Annotated in this window: 10 protein-coding genes; 8 read left to right on the plus strand and 2 right to left on the minus strand. The window is 72.2% G+C overall.

Translation table 11 applies throughout. The features are described from left to right. Positions 1–51 precede the first annotated feature (51 nt). Positions 52–1,761, plus strand: a complete 1,710-nt coding sequence (locus tag CP975_RS21270; RefSeq protein ID WP_150477224.1) for a glycerol-3-phosphate dehydrogenase/oxidase — start codon at positions 52–54, stop codon at positions 1,759–1,761. Here CP975_RS21270 and CP975_RS21275 read toward each other — a convergent pair. Next, a complete protein-coding gene (locus tag CP975_RS21275; RefSeq protein ID WP_055534087.1) occupies positions 1,758–2,987 on the minus strand; it encodes a serine hydrolase domain-containing protein in 1,230 nt (409 codons plus the stop codon). The two genes, CP975_RS21270 and CP975_RS21275, sit on opposite strands and share 4 nt — an antisense overlap. 134 nt (positions 2,988–3,121) lie before the next feature. Here CP975_RS21275 and CP975_RS21280 point away from each other — a divergent pair, with 134 nt between their 5' ends. The 7 genes from CP975_RS21280 to CP975_RS21315 all read left to right on the plus strand — a co-directional run bounded on the left by CP975_RS21280 (position 3,122) and on the right by CP975_RS21315 (position 17,203). After that, positions 3,122–5,173 (plus strand): serine/threonine-protein kinase, encoded by a 2,052-nt coding sequence (locus CP975_RS21280; RefSeq protein ID WP_055534086.1) that lies wholly within the window; start codon positions 3,122–3,124, stop codon positions 5,171–5,173. Positions 5,174–5,363: 190 nt separating this feature from the next. Then, complete coding sequence (locus CP975_RS21285; RefSeq protein ID WP_208835574.1) at positions 5,364–8,243, plus strand: protein kinase; 2,880 nt, start codon at positions 5,364–5,366, stop codon at positions 8,241–8,243. 185 nt (positions 8,244–8,428) lie between these two features. Continuing rightward, positions 8,429–9,994: a serine/threonine-protein kinase gene (locus CP975_RS21295; protein WP_055532347.1), complete on the plus strand. Its 1,566-nt coding sequence runs from the start codon at positions 8,429–8,431 to the stop codon at positions 9,992–9,994. Positions 9,995–10,117: 123 nt separating this feature from the next. Beyond that, positions 10,118–11,734: a serine/threonine-protein kinase gene (locus CP975_RS21300; RefSeq protein ID WP_055532332.1), complete on the plus strand. Its 1,617-nt coding sequence runs from the start codon at positions 10,118–10,120 to the stop codon at positions 11,732–11,734. A 130-nt stretch (positions 11,735–11,864) separates the two neighbouring features. After that, entirely contained in the window at positions 11,865–13,520 is a 1,656-nt protein-coding gene (locus tag CP975_RS21305; RefSeq protein WP_055532334.1) for a serine/threonine-protein kinase, read from the plus strand. A 165-nt stretch (positions 13,521–13,685) separates the two neighbouring features. Beyond that, positions 13,686–15,302 (plus strand): succinic semialdehyde dehydrogenase, encoded by a 1,617-nt coding sequence (locus CP975_RS21310; protein ID WP_055532337.1) that lies wholly within the window; start codon positions 13,686–13,688, stop codon positions 15,300–15,302. A 77-nt stretch (positions 15,303–15,379) separates the two neighbouring features. Further along, positions 15,380–17,203, plus strand: a complete 1,824-nt coding sequence (locus tag CP975_RS21315) for a GMC oxidoreductase (protein ID WP_055532339.1) — start codon at positions 15,380–15,382, stop codon at positions 17,201–17,203. Between the two features lie 115 nt (positions 17,204–17,318). Here the strand turns inward: CP975_RS21315 and CP975_RS21320 are convergent, their stop codons facing one another. Beyond that, positions 17,319–18,284: an LPXTG cell wall anchor domain-containing protein gene (locus CP975_RS21320; protein ID WP_246201581.1), complete on the minus strand. Its 966-nt coding sequence runs from the start codon at positions 18,282–18,284 to the stop codon at positions 17,319–17,321. Positions 18,285–18,552: the final 268 nt, after the last annotated feature.

The following is an 18,552-nucleotide window of genomic DNA, read 5'->3' on the forward strand; positions in this document are numbered from 1 at the left end:
ATCTGGGCATGATGTGAGTCCGACCACACCCGATCACAGCGGGAGGCAGCGGTGAGGACAGCGACACTGGGGCCGGCCGAGCGTGCCGAGTCACTTGCGGGAATGGCCGACCGGGAGCTGGACATCCTGGTCGTGGGCGCGGGGGTGGTCGGCGCGGGGACGGCTCTCGACGCGGTCACACGCGGTCTGTCCACCGGCCTGGTCGAGGCCCGGGACTGGGCGTCGGGCACCTCCAGCCGTTCGAGCAAGCTGATCCACGGCGGACTGCGCTATCTGGAGATGCTCGACTTCGCGCTCGTGCGGGAGGCGCTGAAGGAGCGCGGCCTGCTCCTGGAGCGGCTCGCCCCGCATCTGGTGAAACCCGTGCCGTTCCTCTACCCCTTGCAGCACAAGGGCTGGGAGAGGTTGTACGCCGGATCGGGCGTCGCGCTCTACGACGCCATGTCGATGTCGCGCGGGCACGGCCGCGGCCTGCCCATGCACCGCCATCTGACGCGCCGCCACGCCCTGCGCGTCGCCCCGTGCCTGAAGAAGGAAGCACTGGTCGGCGCGATGCAGTACTACGACGCGCAGATGGACGACGCCCGCTATGTGGCCACCCTGGTGCGCACCGCGGCGGCGTACGGCGCGAAGGTCGCCAACCGCGCGCGCGTCACCGGCTTCCTGCGCGAGGGCGAGCGCGTGGTCGGCGCCCGGGTGCAGGACGTGGAGGGCGGCGGGGAGTACGAGATCCGCGCCAAGCAGGTGGTGAACGCCACGGGCGTGTGGACGGACGACACGCAGGCGATGGTCGGCGAGCGCGGGCAGTTCCACGTCAGGGCGTCCAAGGGCATCCACCTGGTCGTGCCCAAGGACCGGATCAACTCCACGACCGGGCTGATCCTGCGGACCGAGAAGAGCGTCCTCTTCGTCATCCCCTGGGGACGGCACTGGATCGTGGGCACGACCGACACGGACTGGGACCTCGACAAGGCCCACCCGGCCGCGTCCAGCGCCGACATCGACTACCTCCTGGAGCATGTGAACTCGGTCCTGGCGGTGCCCCTCTCCCGAGACGACGTCCAGGGGGTCTACGCCGGCCTGCGCCCGCTGCTCGCCGGGGAGTCGGACGCCACGAGCAAGCTGTCCAGGGAGCACACGGTCGCGCATCCGGCGCCCGGCCTCGTGGTCGTCGCGGGCGGCAAGTACACGACGTACCGCGTCATGGCCAAGGACGCCGTCGACGAGGCGGTGCACGCGCTGGACCAGCGGGTCGCCGAGTGTGTCACGGAGGACATCCCGCTGGTCGGCGCCGAGGGGTACAGGGCGCTGTGGAACGCCAGGGCGAGGACCGCCGCGCGGACGGGCCTCCATGTGGTGCGCGTGGAGCATTTGTTGAACCGGTACGGCGCGCTGGCCGAGGAGGTGCTCGAACTGATCACCGCGGACCCGACCCTCGGCGAGCCGCTGCCGGGCGCCGACGACTATCTGCGCGCCGAGATCGTCTACGCCGCGTCGCACGAGGGCGCCCGGCACCTCGACGACGTACTGACGCGGCGCACCCGCATCTCGATCGAGACGTTCGACCGTGGCACGCGCAGCGCCCGGGAGTGCGCCGAGCTGATGGCGCCCGTCCTCGGCTGGGACAAGGACCAGATCGAGCGGGAGGTGCAGCACTACGAGAAGCGGGTGGAGGCCGAGCGGGAGTCGCAGCGGCAGCCGGACGACCTGACGGCGGACGCGGCGCGGCTGGGCGCACCGGACATCGTGCCGCTCGCCTAGCGTGACGGCCGCTCCGAGGCGCGGGGGCAGAACTCGGCCGCGAGGAGGGCCGTTTCCAGCCCGGGGTCGGCCAGCTTGTCCGTGTTGACCCGGAAAGTGAGGACGCGTCGGCCGTCACGGGTGGCGGCGGTGCGGACATAACTCCCGGCGATGTGGCCGTTGTGGCCCCACACCGTGGTGCCGCAGGGGAGTTTGTGCGGGTACAGACCCATGCCGTAGCGACCGTGTGCGGTGCGGGTGTTGAGCATCTCGCGCAGGAAGGGGGCGGGGAGGAGTCGGCCGGTGAGCAGGGAGGCGTAGAAGCGGTTCAGGTCCGCGAGGGTGGAGATCACTTCGCCCGCGGCGCCCGCGACGCGGGGGTCGAGCCGGGTGACGTCCTCACCGTGGCTCGTGTACGCGCGACCGTGGGGAGAGGGGAGCGTGGTGCGAGCGCCGGGGAACGAGGTACCGGTGAGACGGAGGGGACCGAGGACACGGCGCTCGGCCTCGGTGGCGTAGGTGTGGCCGGTGACCCGCTCGATCACCATGCCGAGCAGGACGTAGTTCGTATTGGAGTACGCCCAGCGGCCCTTGGGGGAGGCGGGGCGGGCCAGGGCGGTGCGGACCGCCTGGGCGGGAGTGACGGGGGTGGTGCCTTGGGTGACGGCGGTGAAGTCGGCGAGGCCGCTGGTGTGGGTGAGCAGAGCGCGCAGGGTGAGGCGCCGGCCGTCGGCGCCGGGGCCGCGTACGAGCCCGGGGAGGTGGCACTCCACGGGGTCGGACAGCGACAGCCGGTGCTCGGCGGCGAGTTGGAGGACGACCGTCGCGATGAACGTCTTGGTGATGCTGCCCACCCGGAAGTGGTCGGCGCGGGTGGGGGCGGGGCCGGTGCGGGCGGCGTGGGCGAAGTGAACGCGTGGCCGTGTGACCGGCTTCGGGACCGCTGTCGTCGCCCGGGGTGGTTTCGGCCGCGGCGTATCGGCAACGGGCGTGGTGGGGCGTGCGCGCCTTGCCCGGTGGGGCTGTTGTGGATCCGCGGGGGTCCGCTGGCCGCGCGGTCCTGCGGTGCTCGGGAGCGGTGCGGTCAGTTCGCGGGTCAGGAGGGCCGCGGCCGGGGCCTTGCCTCGACCGATGAGCAGCGGAAGAGTGGCGTCCGTGGTCGTCGTCGTGGGTTGCGGCGGGCCTGCCGTCAGGCTGACGAGGGTCGCCGCCAGGACGATGGCCGCCAGTGAGCGCGGTGTCGGCATGGCGCTCCCTCCTTGTGCGCGGTCCATCATGCGGGACGGTGGACCCTGGGCGTCGGCCGGTCCTCGGGTAGGGGACAATGAAGGCTCTGTCAGGGCGGGTTGCGCGGTAGCAGCGGTAGCAGCAGAGGGGACGCATGTCGGACGCGGAGCAGACGGGTGAGTCCCGTCGGGACAGGAGCGAACGTCTCCTTGCCGGCCGGTACCGGCTGGGAGAGGTGCTCGGCCGCGGCGGCATGGGCACCGTGTGGCGCGCCAAGGACGAGACGCTGGGCCGTACGGTCGCGGTGAAGGAGCTGCGGTTCCCCTCGAGCATCGACGAGGAGGAGAAGCGGCGGCTCATCACGCGGACGCTGCGCGAGGCGAAGGCGATCGCGCGGATCCGCAACACCAGTGCGGTGACGGTCTACGACGTGGTCGACGAGGACGACCGGCCGTGGATCGTGATGGAGCTGGTCGAGGGCAAGTCCCTTGCGGAGGCGATCCGCGAGGACGGACTGCTCACGCCGAAGCGGGCGGCCGAGGTCGGCCTCGCCGTGCTCGACGTGCTGCGGTCCGCCCACCGCGAGGGCATCCTGCACCGCGACGTGAAGCCGTCGAACGTGCTGATCGCCGAGGACGGCCGGGTCGTGCTCACGGACTTCGGTATCGCGCAGGTCGAGGGCGACCCGTCGATCACGTCGACGGGCATGCTCGTCGGCGCCCCCTCGTACATCTCCCCGGAGCGTGCCCGCGGGCACAAGCCGGGTCCCGCGGCCGACCTGTGGTCGCTGGGCGGTCTGCTGTACGCGGCGGTGGAGGGCGTGCCTCCGTACGACAAGGGGTCGGCGATCGCGACCCTCACCGCGGTGATGACCGAGGACGTGGAACAGCCCACGAACGCCGGGCCGTTGGAGAAGGTCATCTACGGCCTCCTCGCCAAGGACCCCGAGCAGCGGCTCGACGACGCGGGGGCGCGAGCGCTCCTGATGGACGTCATTCACGCCCCGGAGGCCAAGGCGGAGCCGGAACCGGTCGAGGCGACCAAGGTCGTGCCGCTGCCGCCGGTGCCTCCGATGCCGAAGAAGCAGGCCAAGACGGCCAAGTCGCTCAGGTCGGGCACCCCGGTCAGGCTGACGAAGAAGCCGGGCTCGGGCGCCGCCGGCTCGCCCGCCGCTTCCGGGTCCGTCGCGGGGCGCAAGGGCGAGGAGGCGGCCGATCGGCTGAAGGGGGCGCTGCGGTCGGTCCGCAAGGCGACCTCGGCGGTGACCGGGGCCGCGGTGGGCGCGGCGTCCGGTTCGGGCGCGGGGTCCGGCCCGGCGACGGGGTCGGCGGTCGGCTCGGGCTACGGGGCCACGGCGGGCAGCGGGGCCGGGGCAGCCGTGCCGCCACCGCCGGGCGCGCCGCCGCGGGTGCCCCCGAAGGCATCGCTCACCGATGTGGTGCCGCGCCGCACGCTGGTGATCGTGTCCGTGGTGGCCGTACTCGCGGTGCTCGGTACGGTACTGGCCTTCGCGCTCTCGGGCGGTGAGGACGCCGCGTCCGGCAAGGACAGCAAGGGCGGCGACAAGGCGGCGTCCAGCGGGGCGAGCGCCGGCGGCCAGGGCAAGGACGACGCCGACAAGGACACGGACAAGGGCTCCGGCTCCGGTTCCGGGTCGGGGGACGACAAGGAACAGGGCCAGGGCCAGGGCACTGACCCGGGCAAGGGTTCGGACTCGGACGAGGGCGAGGGGCACGACCCCAGCCAGGACGACGGCGGCAAGAAGCCGGGTGACGGCGCCGAGTCGACGTACGAGCACGACCAGGGCTTCAAGATCGGGCTGCCCAAGGGGTGGAAGTACCAGTCCACTGGCATCGCGGGCGCACGGTTCACCGGGCCCAACAGCCAGAAGCTGCTGATCGGTTGGACGGCCACGCCCAAGGACAACCCGGTGAGCGACTGGAAGAACCAGGAGCACGGCATGGTCCGGTCGCAGTATGACCGGATACGGATAGAGAAGGTGGATTTCCGCGGGTGGAACACCGCTGACTGGGAGTTCACCTACGTGGAGGGCGGGACCAAGTACCGCTCCGTCGACCGCGGCTTCGTCGTCAACGGCGGGCTCGGCTACGGAATCATGTACACGGCCAAGGCCGACGAGTGGAAGAGCGATCAGCGTCGGGACACGTGGCGGACCTTCACGAAGACGTTCCAGCCGAAGTCGTGAGTCGGGGCGGGGGTGCGGGGCTTGAGATCCTGGGCCTGAGATCCGGGCCTTGAGATTCGGGCCTTGAGATCTCGTATCCCCTCATTGCGGTTCGCCTACGGCACGTATCGTGAGTGCTTGCGGACCGTACGCAGCCGCAACGAGCCACAAGACGAACGGAATTGACCACCGGGCGGACGGGGGAGGCGTCGTGGACGACTACGCGGGTCGGGTGCTCGCCGACCGGTACCGCCTGCCGCTGCCGCCCTCGGACGAGTACGAACTCGCCGAATCCCGTGCCTTCGATACGTACAGCGGGCAGGAAGTCCTGGTCAGGCAGGTCCCGCTGCCCGAGATCGTCGAGGCGGAGGTCCTTGACGAGGACGACCTGCCCGAGGGGTTCGTGCCCCGGGCGGGGGCAGGCGGCACCGGGGTGCGGCGGGCCTCGGCGCGGACGACGCGCAGGCCCACGGACCCGGCGGTGCGGCGCGCGATGGAGGCCGCGCAGACGGCCGCGCAGATACCGGACCACCCTCGGCTCGACCAGGTCTTCGACGTGTTCGCGGAGGGCGGCTCGCTCTGGATAGTGAGCGAGCTGGTGGCGGCGAGGCCGCTGGCGGCGCTCCTCGCGGACCGGCCGCTGAGCCCGTACCGCGCGGCGGAGGTCGCGGCGGACGTCCTGGCGGCGCTGCGAGTGCTGCACGCGCACGGGTGGGTGCATCGGAACATCACCGCGCGCACGGTACTGATCTGCGACGACGGCCGCGTGATGCTGACGGGCCTGGCGGCCGGGGCGGCCGAGGAGGCGCTGTGCGGATATGACCCACGGCCCGTGGAGGCGGGAGAGGCCGCGGGGTCGGCGGGGTCGGTCGGGAACGTGGCGGCGTACGAGGGGGCCGATGCTTCCGACGCCGCGTACGAGGCCGGCGAGGTGCCGATCGAGCCTGCGCCGGAGACGTACGGAGCGTATGGGGGTCCCGGGGGAACAGGGGAGTTCGCGGCGCGACGGGCTGTGGAGGCATCGGAAGCGGCGGAGGCCGCTGGGGCCGCGGGGGCTGCCTGGGGTGAGGCGCGGGGCGTGCGCGGCGGGTCCGTCGCGGCGTACCGCGCGGGGGCCGCGCGGGCGGCGGCCCGGGTCGACGAGGAGACTTCCGGGGTGCCGGGGCCGCGGGGCGGCGAGGGCGGCGGCTTCGGGGAGGCCTCGGACTCGGCCGGGTACGAGTCGGCGTACGAGGCGGCTGGTGGACAGGGGGAGCCCGGGACGGCCGGCCGGATCTCGGACCCTTACGGAGTCGGAGAGACGAAGCCTTGGCACGGGGCGGTACCGCGCGGCGGGGTGCCCTCGGCAAGGAGCGGGGACGCGACCGGCTCGGCGGGACGTGGACAGAGGCCTAGTGGGACCGGTGCCGGTGGCGGTGGCGCTGGGTGGCCTGGGATGCCTATAGGCGGCGGCGTAGCCCGGCGTGAGGGTAGGGCCGCCCGTGAACCCGCGGCCCGCCGTGAACCCGAGGCCCGCCGTGAAGGCGCGGTCCCGGGGCAGAGCCCGGCGCCCGTCGAGCACCGGCAGAGTGCGGGTGACGGCCGGGGACGGAGCGGGCCCAGGGCGTACGAGGGGTACGGGGAAAGCGGCGGGGAGTACCGGGAGCCCGGTGGTTGGGGTGCGGCCGAGGGCGAGGCGGCGGGGCGGCGCGGTCCCACCACCGCTCTGGACGCCGAGCGGGCCCGCCACGCGCGCATGGTCGTCGTCGGCGCCGTCACCGAGCGGTGGGCGCCCGAGCAGGCGGGCCCCGTGCACGAGAACTGGCAGCTCGCCGCGCCGATCGGCCCCGCCACCGACCTGTGGGCCCTCGGGGCGCTGCTCTTCCGCGCCGTGCAGGGACACGCGCCCTACCCCGAGGACAACACCGGGGAACTCGTGCAGCTGGTATGCGCCGAGCCGCCCGCCTTCGCCGAGGAGTGCGGCCCGCTGCGGCCCGTCGTCGAGTCCCTGCTGCGCCAGGACCCCACCGACCGGCTCGACTTCGAGGAACTGAGCGGCTGGCTGCGTTCGTTGGTGCGGTCCGCGCCGGAGCCGGAGGCCGGGGCGCACGTCGTGCCGGTGCCGCCCTACGACGCCGGACGACTGCCCGTCGTACGCCGCAGGGGCGAGGTCGTGCGCAAACGCCGTGCGGCCGCGCCCGCCACCACGGGCCAGGGGCACGGCCGGCACAAGCGGGGGCGCGGCAGGGACGTGCGGGCCGCGCGCGGGTCCCGCGACCGCGAACCGCGGCGGCTGCGCGAGGACCCGCCGCCACGCGAGCGGGAGCCCGGCCCCCTCCGCGAGGCCGGGCCGGCCCGTCGGCCGCAGGCCCGGGGCCCCGCTCGGCCCCGCTCCCTCGGGCGGCTGCTGCTCATCGCCATCCTCGTCGGGCTCGTCGCGGCGGTCGCGTACGCCGTCCTGTTCCTGCCCGAGGCCGACGACGGGGCGTCGGGCGACCGCGCAGGGACCGCCGGCGAGTCGAGCGCGGGCCCCAGCCACGAGGAGCAGCCCGGCGGCGACAAGCCGGGCGGCGACAAGCCGAGCGGGGACAGCTCCGGTGATGACGAGTCCAGCAAGAGCCCCAGTTCGCAGGAGCCGCAGACCTCCGGGCCCGAGGTGCCGCGGGGTTTCGCCCTGCGCAAGGACGCGGAGGGCTTCCGCGTCGCCGTGGCGAGCGGCTGGGACCGGCAGCCCAAGAACGGGCGGGGCCAGGTCCGTTACACCCAAGGCGCTTTCGAACTGCTCGTCGTGCCGGGGCGTGACACCACGGACAGCTACGGCAGCGACCCCATGAAGTACCAGCGCGAGCACGAGCGCGAGTTGCAGCCGTTCCGGGACTCCTCCTGGGCGACCTCCAGCGGCATGCGGCGCATCGACGTCGGCGGGCGGGCCATGGCCGAGGGGCAGTTCACCTGGCAGGACGCGCAGGGCCGCGAGATCTACGTACGCAACCTCGCGATGGTCGTCGGCGGGAAGTACCACGTGGTGCAGGTGCGGGGGCCCGAGGCGGAGCGGGACGAGGTGTCGCGGCTGTACGAGCAGGCGGCGAAGTCCTACCAGGTCTCCGGCTAGCCCGCAGCCCGCACAGGCCACCTCGTCCGTCACATTGAGGCCTCCGTGGCCCCCTGCGGTTCCCTGTGGGCCTCCCCCTCCTTAACCTGGCCTTGTCAAGACCATTGCGGGGGAACGTGAATCAGAGCCAGGGCCTGCTCCTCGCGGGCCGCTACCGACTCGGGGAGCCCATCGGCCGCGGTGGCATGGGGCGGGTGTGGCGCGCCCAGGACGAGGTGCTGCACCGTGCCGTCGCCGTCAAGGAACTGACGGCCGCGCAGTTCGTGCAGGAGGCCGACCGCGCAATCCTCTTCGCGCGCACGCAGACCGAGGCGCGGGCCGCCGCCAGGATCAACCACCCCGCCGTCGTCACCGTCCACGACGTAGTGGAGTACGACGACCGGCCCTGGATCGTGATGGAGCTGGTCGAGGGCTGTTCGCTGGCGGACGCCGTCAAGGAGCGGGGCCGCGTCGAGTCCGTGGAGGCCGCCCGCATCGGCCTGTGGACCCTCAGGGCCCTGCGCGCCGCGCACGCGGCCGGGGTGCTGCACCGCGACGTCAAGCCCGGCAACGTGCTCCTGTCCGAGGACCGGCGGATCCTGCTCACCGACTTCGGGATCGCGGCGATCGAGGGGGACTCGACGATCACCCGGACCGGGGAAGTCGTCGGTTCCGTCGACTACTTGGCGCCCGAGCGGGTCAGTGGCGCGACCCCCGGTCCGGCGTCCGACCTGTGGGCGCTCGGCGCCACGCTGTATACGGCGGTGGAGGGGAACTCCCCGTTCCGGCGTACGTCACCGATCGGCACCATGCAGGCCGTGGTCACCGAGGAGCCCGCGCGGCCCGAGCACGCGGGCGTCCTCGCACCCGTCATCAGCGCCCTCCTGCGCAAGGACCCGGCGGCCAGGCCCACCGCGGAGGAGGCCGAGCTGATGCTCGCCGAGGCCGCGGAGGGGCGGCGGCCGAGCGGGGCGCAGGCGTACGTGCCGACGCAGGCGCACGCCCAGGGGCGGCACCCCGTCGCCGGACCGGTCGGTGTGGACTCCGCGACCGTGGTCGAGGGGGTGGCCGGGCGCGGGGGCGAGGACTCCGGTGGGAGGCCGGCGGCGCGTTCCGGGGCGGTGGCGCACGCGTCCTCCTCCGCGCCCGCTCCCTCTCCGTCCGGGAGCCGTCGGTGGCTTGCCGTCGCCGCCCTCGCCGTCGTGGCCGCGCTGCTCGGCGGGGCTGGCGTCTTCGGCTTTCTGCACTTCACGGGCGGTGGCGACGGCCAGGAGAGGTCCCGCGCCGCCGAGGACGGCCCCGGTAGGACGGTCGGCGGCATTCCCGAGAGCTGGCAGCGGGTGAAGGACCCGAACGGCTTCAGCCTCATGCTGCCCAAGGGCTGGAAGCGTGAGGTGGACGGCAACCAGGTCGACTACACGCCCGACGGCGGCCGCCGCTTCCTGCGCATCGCCGTCGACAAGCAGCCGCAGTACGAGTCTGCGTATCTGCACCAGCTGTCCCTGGAGAAGCCGCTGCGCGTCAAGCTCCACGACTACCGGCGGCTGCACCTGAACTCCAACACGTTCCGCGACCAGCCGGGCGCCCTCTGGGAGTTCAGCTGGACCGCCGGCTCCAACGACACCACCGCGGGCCCGCGCCGTGCCATCGAACAGACGTATCTCAGCCGTGACGGCGTCGAGTACGCCCTCTACATGTCGGCCCCCGCCGACAACTGGGCCGCCACCCGGCAGCAGTTCGACGCGATGCTGCGGGGATGGCGTGAGGGCTGAGCGCCCCCGCGCGCCCCTGGGGCATTCGGTGCGCCCCCGGTGCCCCCAGCGGCTGCGGCCGGAACCAGCCCGCCGCTCGGTGAGACGCATTCCGTTCGCACACCTGTGGGGCATGATGGCCGCATGGGGAGCCTGGGAGACCGCGCAGGTGGGAGCAGCGACCGTGTGATCGCGGGCCGCTACCGCCTGGAGGCGCGGCTCGGCCGGGGCGGCATGGGGGTCGTGTGGCGCGCCGCCGACCTGCTCCTCGGGCGGCAGGTCGCCGTCAAGGAACTGGAGCGGGACGAGACGCTCTCCGACACCGAGGCCACACAGCAGCACGAGCGGTCCCTGCGCGAGGCGCGTGCTGTCGCGCAGCTGCGGCATCCGCACATCGTCGTCGTGCACGACGTGGTCGTGGAGGACGAACAGCCGTTCATCGTCATGGAGTTGATCGACGGCGGTTCGCTGGCGGCGCGCATCGCGCGGCACGGGCCGATCGACGCGGACACCGTCGCCCGCATGGGCATCGACCTCCTCGGCGCGCTGAGCACCGCCCACGAGGCGGGCATCCTGCACCGCGACCTCAAGCCCGCCAACGTGCTCCTGGAGCGGGCCACCGGCCGTGTCGTCCTCACCGACTTCGGGATCGCGCAGGTCACCGGGGCGACGACACTCACGGAAGTGGGGTCGTTCGTGGGCTCCCCCGAGTACACCGCGCCCGAGCGCATCGCGGGCGAGCAGACCGGCCCCGAGTCCGACCTGTGGTCGCTCGGCGCGCTGCTCGTCACCGCGCTCGCCGGTGAGTCGCCCTTCCGCAGGGACTCCATCGGCGGCGTCCTGCACGCGGTCGTCTACGAGGAGATACGCCCAGCGGACAGCGCGGCGCCGCTCCTCCCCGCAGTCCTCGGCCTCCTGGAACGCGACCCGCGGCGGCGCCTGGACGCGGCGCAGGCGGAACGGCTGCTGCGGGCGTACGTCGAGACGGGACGCATGCCCGAGCGGCCCGGAAACGGCGGCCCGGCCTCGCACGGCGGCTTCATCGGAGCGCGCCGCGAACTGCCGCCGGGCCGCGCCGAGTCCGCCCGGCCGCGGAGCCGTCAGAGCCGGGTCATGCTGATCGCCGCGGCGCTGGTGGCGGCCGTGGCCGGGGCCGGGGTCTCGGCGACCGCGCTCCTTCTGGGCAGGGACGGGGGCGGCGGTACGCCGTCGAACTCGGCCTCACCCTCCACCACCGTCAGCAGGGCGACCCCCACGGTGACGGTCACTCAGGGCACGCGTACGCCCAGGCCGTCCACGCCTGGGCCCTCCACGCCCCAGCCGCCCGACGGCTACCGGCTGGCGAAGGACCCCGAGGGCTTCACGATCGCCGTACCGAAGGGATTCATGCGGGAGACGGACGGGCGGCGGATCTTCTACGTCTCGCCGAGCGGCACCTACCGCATCGGCATCAAGGAGGCGGACCCCGAGCCGGGTGGCCCGCTCGCCGCGCAGCGCCGCGCCGACACCGAGGGGCCGCGGAACAACCCCGGTTACCGCAACAGCGAGGTCACCGAGACCACGCGCAACGGCAGGCCTGCCGCCCTGTGGGAGTTCACGTGGGACGGCGCCAGCAAGACGCAGGGCGAGCGGCACACGTACGACCTGTGCTGGGAGGAGGGCGGCAGGATGTACGACGTGTGGGTCTCGGGCCCGGCGGAGCAGGCGGAGCAGACGCGGAAGTACTTCGACACGGCGGTCGATACGTTCGTACGCCGGTAGCGCGCGTCACGTTCGTACGCCGTCAGCGGGAGCCCTGCGGCGCGCCTCGGTGCGGTCGTGCGCATCACGCAGGTCACAAGTGGGGGGCCTGGCTGGAAACAGAGGTGCCCGGCGCGGTAGTCATGGGGGCATGAGTAATGACGGGGGCACCTCATACGGCCCGTACGAGCCCACCAGCTACGGCCTGCGGCCACCGCGACAACCCGGCGCTCCCGGGCAGCCCGGCAACCCCTACGCCCAGCCCACCCCTGCCGTGCCGAACCAGCCGTCCGAGCCCGACCCCGGCGCGGGCCGGCTGATCGCGGGCCGCTACCGGCTGCTGGCCAAGCTCGGCCACGGCGGCATGGGCACGGTGTGGCGCGCCAAGGACGAGACGGTGGACCGCGAGGTCGCCGTGAAGGAGCCGCGCCTCCCCGACCACCTGCCCGAGCGCGAACGCGCCAACGCCTTTGAGCGGATGCGCCGCGAGGCACGCGCCGCGGCCCGCCTCGACCATCCCGCCGTCGTGAACGTCCACGACGTGGCGGTCGAGGACGGGCAGCCGTGGATCGTGATGGAGCTGGTCCAGGGCCGCTCGCTCGGCGCCGCGCTCCAGGAGGGCACGCTGGGCGCCCGTGATGCCGCGCGCATCGGCCTCGACGTCCTGAACGCCCTGGACGCCGCGCACCAGGCGGGCATCCTGCACCGTGACGTGAAGCCGGACAACGTCATGCTCGGCAGGCACGACCGGGTCGTCCTCACCGACTTCGGCATCGCCCAGATCGAGGGCGAGACCAGTCTGACCGACACCGGCGGCTTCGTCGGCTCCCCCGAGTTCATCGCCCCGGAGCGGGTGTTGGGCCAGCGCCCCGGCCCGGCCTCCGACCTCTGGTCGCTGGGTGTCGTCCTGTACGCGGCGACGGAGGGCGTCTCACCGTTCCGCCGCAACAACACCCCGGCGACGCTCCAGTCCGTCCTCAACGCGACGCCCGCCGCGCCCGCCTCCGCCTCCGGCCCGCTCGCCGAGGCGATCAACGGCCTGCTGGCCAAGGACCCCGCACACCGTCCCGACGCCGCGCGGGTCCGCACCCTCCTGGAGGAGGCGGCGAGGCCCCCGCAGCCGGCGCCCACGCAGGTCGTCACGGTCGCGGGCGGCGGTGACGGACGGAACGGCAAGGGGGTCTTCCTGAGCCGCAAGGCGCTGTCCGTCATCGCCGGGGTGGTCGTCGTGGCCGTAGCGGCGGGCGTGCTGGTGGCGCTGAACCCGTTCGCCGGTTCGAAGGACGCCGAGGGGTGGCGGAAGCACGAGGCGAAGGAGCTGGCGGCGACCGTCGCCGCACCCGCCGGCTACCGGAAGGCCGAGGACGACAACTCCAACGAGAAGGAGCACTGGGTCCGGTACACCGACCCGAGCGGCAGCGTCTGGATCAGCCTCTCCCTCCTGAAGAAGTCCGAGAACACCAGCGGCGAGATCGCCGCGACCGCGGCCGCCGAGATGTACGACGACGACGCCGGTTTCAAGGAGTCCGGCAACTACACCATGGGCATGGCCTCCGACCCCGCTCCGAGGAGCGACCCCAAGGAGACCGAGTTCAAGGGGGAGAAGGCCGCGGAGAACACCGTCGTCTACTCCACCACGGACAGCGAGAACCCCCTCCCGCGCGAGCTCAAGGCCTTCTACTACAAGACGAAGGGCGGGGACATGTACAAGCTGCTCGTGAGCTACCCGGGCAAGGGCGACTTCACCGCCCGCGGCCGCGAGGTCGCCGAGACGGCCATCGCCGATCTGGAACTCGACCGGCTCTGAGAATTCGTCCCGCTGACGTCACGCCCCTCCGACACCCCGCCTCGCTGGCGACAACGCCCTGATCAGCGGCTTTGTCGCCAGCAATCACTGGCGCCGTGCGAGTGGCCGGTGAAGCCCATTACCGATGGGTACCCAAAACTCTGACGTAGGCCTACTCTCACGAGCATGACGGACTCGCAGGCCACCGCAGCGCCCCTCGGAACGAACCCGACCGCCCCGGCCCCCGCAGGCGCGCGCACCGCCGCCGACGTGGTCACGCCCGAGCTGATAGCCCAGCTCACCCGTGACGTCATCGGTTCGGGGCACACGGCCAACCACACGCCGCTCACCGGCGAGAAGCTGGCCGACCTGCCCGAGTCCACCCCCGAGGACGTGGCCACCGCCTTCCAGCGGGCCCGCACCGCTCAGATCGCCTGGGCCAGGACGCCCGTACGGCAGCGCGCCGCCGTGCTGCTCCGCTTCCACGACCTGGTGCTCCAGCGTCAGGCCGAGGTGCTCGACCTGATCCAGCTGGAGACCGGCAAGACCCGCCTCCACGCGCACGAGGAGATCCAGGCCGTCGTGGTCGCCGCCCGGCACTACGGCCGCAAGGCCCCCTCCTACCTGAGCCCCAAGCGGCACACCGGCGTCGTCCCGGCCCTCACCAAGGTCACCGAGAACCGCCAGCCCCGCGGAGTCGTTGGGCAGATAGCCCCCTGGAACTACCCCCTCGAACTCTCCATCGGCGACGCGCTGCCCGCCCTCGTCGCGGGCAACGCGCTCGTGATGAAGCCCGACACGGAGACCTGCCTCACCGCACTGTGGGCCCGAGACCTGATCATCGAGGCGGGCCTGCCGTCCGAGGTCTTCCAGGTCGTCCTCGGCGACGGCCCGGTCGTCGGCCCGGAGATCGTCAAGCACGCCGACTACGTCTCCTTCACCGGCTCCACGCGCACGGGCCGCGAGGTCGCCCAGGGCGCCGCGGCCCGCCTGGTCGGCGTATCGCTCGAACTGGGCGGCAAGAACGCGATGCTGGTCCTGCACGACGCCGACATCGACAAGGCCGCGGCGGGCGCGGTGCGCGCCTGCTTCTCCTCCGCGGGCCAACTGTGCATCTCCATCGAGCGGTTGTACGTCCATGAGTCGATCGCCGACCGGTTCGTGGAGCGCTTCGCCGAGCGGACGAGGGCGATGCGGCTCGGCACGTCCCTCGCGTACGGCGCCGACATGGGATCGCTGGTCGGCGAGCGGCAGCTGGAGACCGTGACCCGGCACGTCGAGGAGGCCCTCGCCAAGGGTGCCACGCTCGTCGCGGGCGGCGTCGCGCGCCCGGACATCGGCCCCTACTTCTACGAGCCGACGATCCTGGACAACGTCGAGGCCCCGATGGCGGTCCGCGTTGAGGAAACGTTTGGCCCGGTCGTCTCCCTCTACCGCTTCACGGACGAGAACGAGGCGATCGAACTCGCCAACTCCACGCCGTACGGCCTGAACTCCTCGGTCTGGACGAAGGACGGCAGCCGCGGCCGCGCGATCGCCGCCCGGCTGCGCACCGGCACGGTGAACATCAACGAGGGGTACGCGCCCGCCTACGGCAGCGTGCAGTCCCCGATGGGCGGCATGAAGGAATCGGGCCTCGGCCGCCGGCACGGCTCCGAGGGCATCCTCAAGTTCACCGAGGCGCAGACCGTCGCCCAGCAGCGGCTCATGCCGCTGGCCCCGTCCTTCGGTCTGGACGACGAGAAGTACGCGGCGTTCATGAGCACGAGCCTCAAGGTCATGAAGGCGCTCCGACTGCGCTAGCAGCGTCCCGTAAGGGGCGCGGGGAACTGCGCGAGCAACCACGGACGGCCCGCGGGCAATTTGACGAGGAGAGGTCGATGTCACAGGAGAGCTCTGCCCAGAACCAGGGCACCGACGTGCCCGGCGACGCGTACGACTACGACGTCATCGTCGTAGGCAGCGGCTTCGGCGGCGCGGTGTCCGCGCTGCGCCTGACGGAGAAGGGCTACCGCGTCGGCGTCCTCGAAGCCGGCCGCCGCTTCACGCGCGCGACGCTGCCGAAGAACTCCTGGGACCTGAAGAACTACCTCTGGGCCCCGGCCCTCGGCCTCTTCGGCATCCAGCGCATACACCTGCTCGGCAACGTGATGGTCCTCGCGGGCGCCGGAGTCGGCGGCGGCTCGCTCAACTACGCCAACACCCTCTACGTACCGCCCGCCCCGTTCTTCAACGACCCGCAGTGGAAGAACATCACGGACTGGCACGACGAACTGAGCCCCTACTACGAGCAGGCCAAGCGCATGCTCGGCGTACGGCTCAACCCGACGACCACGCCATCGGACGTCCATCTGAAGGCCACCGCCGAGGAGATGGGCGTCGGGGACACGTTCCACATGGCGCCCGTCGGCGTCTTCTTCGGCGACGAGGACGACGCGGACGGTACGTCGACGGCGCGGCCCGGCGCGGAGGTCCCCGACCCCTACTTCGGCGGCGCGGGCCCCTCGCGGCGCGCCTGTACCGAGTGCGGCGAGTGCATGACCGGGTGCCGGCACGGCGCGAAGAACACCCTCAACGAGAACTACCTGTACCTGGCGGAGAAGGCCGGGGCGGTCATCCACCCGATGACGTCGGTGGTCTCCCTCACGGAGGACTCGCGGGGCGGCTACGCCGTGGCGACGCTGCCCACGGACGACAAGCGCAAGGGCAGGGGCCGGGTCTTCACGGCCCCCAGGGTCGTCGTCGCCGCCGGTACCTACGGCACGCAGACGCTGTTGCACCGCATGAAGGACAGCGGCCTGCTCCCGCGCATCTCCTCGCGGCTCGGCACGATGACCCGCACCAACTCCGAGGCCCTGGTGGGCGCCCAGACCACCGAGCGCCGCTACCGCAAGCGGCACGGCGGGCAGAAGCTCGACTTCACCAAGGGCGTCGCGATCACCTCGTCGATCCACCCGGACGAGAACACGCACATCGAACCCGTCCGCTACGGCAAGAAGTCCAACGCCATGGGCAGCCTGACCGTGCTCCAGGTCCCGTACAGCGCGAAGGGCGGCAAGGCGCGGGTCACCGGCTGGCTCGGCAACGTCGCCCGCCACCCCATGCTCCTGGTCCGCTCGCTCTCCAACCGGCGCTGGTCGGAGCGGGTCATCATCGGCCTGGTCATGCAGTCGCTCGACAACTCCCTGTCCACGTACCGCAAGGAGAAGGGGATCGGGAAGGGCCTGCTCACCGCCCGTCAGGGCCACGGCGCGCCCAACCCCGACCAGATACCCGAGGCCACGCGCGCGGCGACACTCCTGTCGAAGGAGATCAACGGCTTCGCGGGTTCGAACATCGGCGAGCTGATGGGCACCCCGCTGACCGCCCACTTCCTCGGCGGCTGCCCCATCGGCGACTCGGCCGACACAGGTGTCATCGACCCCTACCACCGGCTCTACGGCCACCCGGGGATCTCGGTCGTCGACGGCGCCGCGGTCTCCGCGAACCTCGGCGTGAACCCGTCCCTGACGATCACCGCGCAGGCCGAGCGGGCGATGTCGTTCTGGCCCAACAAGGGCGGCGAGGACCCGCGTCCGGCGCAGGGCGAGCGGTATGTGCGGCTCGCGGCCGTGGAACCGAAGACCCCGGTGGTCCCGGCGGACGCGTTCGGCGCGCTGAAGCTGCCGTTCCTGGGGATGCCGGCGGTGCCGCCCAAGAAGTAGGCGTACGTCCGCCACGTCCACCTTCGTGCAGCTGGATACACGTAAGGACCTGCGCCCCCCTCCGAGCGCAGGTCCTTCCGCGTGCTTGGGTGCCGCTGTTGTACGGCGGCCGCTGCTACCCGGCGGTGTCGCCCTTGCGGCGGCGTACGACGAACACCGCGCCCGCGCCGATGACCACGGCGGCGCCACCGATGAGGCCGATGGCCGGCAGCGCCGAGCTCGACCCGGTGTCGGCGAGGCTGCCGGTCACAGGAAGGTCCTTGGCGCCGCCCTGCGGCTGCGTGACGACGGACGGCTTCTTGGTCGGCTTCTTGGTCGGCTTCGGCGTGCCCGGATGCTTGTTCTCGCTGCCGGGCTTGAGGATCTTCAGCGGGTCCTCGTCGGCCGAGTTGTGCGTGCAGTCCAGCTCGGAGTCGACGTAATGGCCGACGCCCGTCGCGTAGGCCTTGCCGATCGGGGCATCGGCGCTGACCTTGAGCCGCAGCTGGATGTCGACCGTCTCCTCGGCGCCCAGCTCGATGACACCGTGGGCAGGGAACTCGTCGACCGACTTCCAGGCCTTGGTCTCGGGGTCGATGAACTGGAGCTCGGAGTACGTGCTCACATGGTCCCGCTCGTCCTCGCTGTACAAGTCGTTGTACACGGTCACAAGCCATTTGACCTCGCCGAACGCCTCCGCGGTGGGGTTGGTGGCGGTCAGCTCGAACCGGTGCCAGCCACTGCCCGCGACGATCTTGCCGGGCAGGCCGGCGAGATCGATCTCCAGCTCGGAGTCGGGGTCGACGCCCTTGTCGTTGACCGGGCAGTCGACGGGCTGCGGCTCCCGCTCGTCCTCCGAGCCGTGCTCGGTGGGCTCATCGCCCGGCTCGCCGGGCTCTTCCGGGTCTTCCGGGTTTTCCGGCTCATCCGGATCCCCCGGCTCCTCGGCCTTCGTCGGGGGTTTGTCGGCCGGGGGCTTCGGCAGGGTGGGCTTCTTGGCCGGGTCGAGCTTCGGGTCCGGAGTCGGGTCTGAAGCCGGGGCGGACTCGGCGGGCTCGGCGCCCTCGACAGCGAACGCGCCGGGAGCGGACAGGAGCGCCATCGGAGCTATGACAGCAGTAACGGCCGCTGCTGCCATGGCACGGCGAAGCTTCATGAAGTCCTCAAGAAGTCCGGCGCGCCGCCCGGTCGGCAGCGCGGATGTGGTCGTTGTTACTGCATGCATGACCTGCGACCCCTGGGAATGGTTGTCTTCGCTTTCACAGAACCCTTATATGGCGTGAGTCACATCGCTTGTGCCGCCCGGACGGGGTGCCGTAGAACTGCCCCCGCACGAGGGGGTGATGGAGAGATACGGGGAGGGAACAGCG

This window comes from Streptomyces alboniger, assembly GCF_008704395.1.
GTDB classification, from domain to species: Bacteria; Actinomycetota; Actinomycetes; order Streptomycetales; family Streptomycetaceae; genus Streptomyces; species Streptomyces alboniger.

What these genes read in the sequence shown, in the direction of transcription:
- CP975_RS21320 (WP_246201581.1), bottom strand. Translation starts at nt 18,284, where the DNA reads ATGGCGCTCCTGTCCGCTCCCGGCGCGTTCGCTGTCGAGGGCGCCGAG.
- CP975_RS21295 (WP_055532347.1), top strand. Translation starts at nt 8,429, where the DNA reads ATGGGGCGGGTGTGGCGCGCCCAGGACGAGGTGCTGCACCGTGCCGTC.
- CP975_RS21280 (WP_055534086.1), top strand. Translation starts at nt 3,122, where the DNA reads ATGTCGGACGCGGAGCAGACGGGTGAGTCCCGTCGGGACAGGAGCGAA.
- CP975_RS21310 (WP_055532337.1), top strand. Translation starts at nt 13,686, where the DNA reads ATGACGGACTCGCAGGCCACCGCAGCGCCCCTCGGAACGAACCCGACC.
- CP975_RS21275 (WP_055534087.1), bottom strand. Translation starts at nt 2,987, where the DNA reads ATGCCGACACCGCGCTCACTGGCGGCCATCGTCCTGGCGGCGACCCTC.
- CP975_RS21315 (WP_055532339.1), top strand. Translation starts at nt 15,380, where the DNA reads ATGTCACAGGAGAGCTCTGCCCAGAACCAGGGCACCGACGTGCCCGGC.
- CP975_RS21305 (WP_055532334.1), top strand. Translation starts at nt 11,865, where the DNA reads ATGAGTAATGACGGGGGCACCTCATACGGCCCGTACGAGCCCACCAGC.
- CP975_RS21300 (WP_055532332.1), top strand. Translation starts at nt 10,118, where the DNA reads ATGGGGAGCCTGGGAGACCGCGCAGGTGGGAGCAGCGACCGTGTGATC.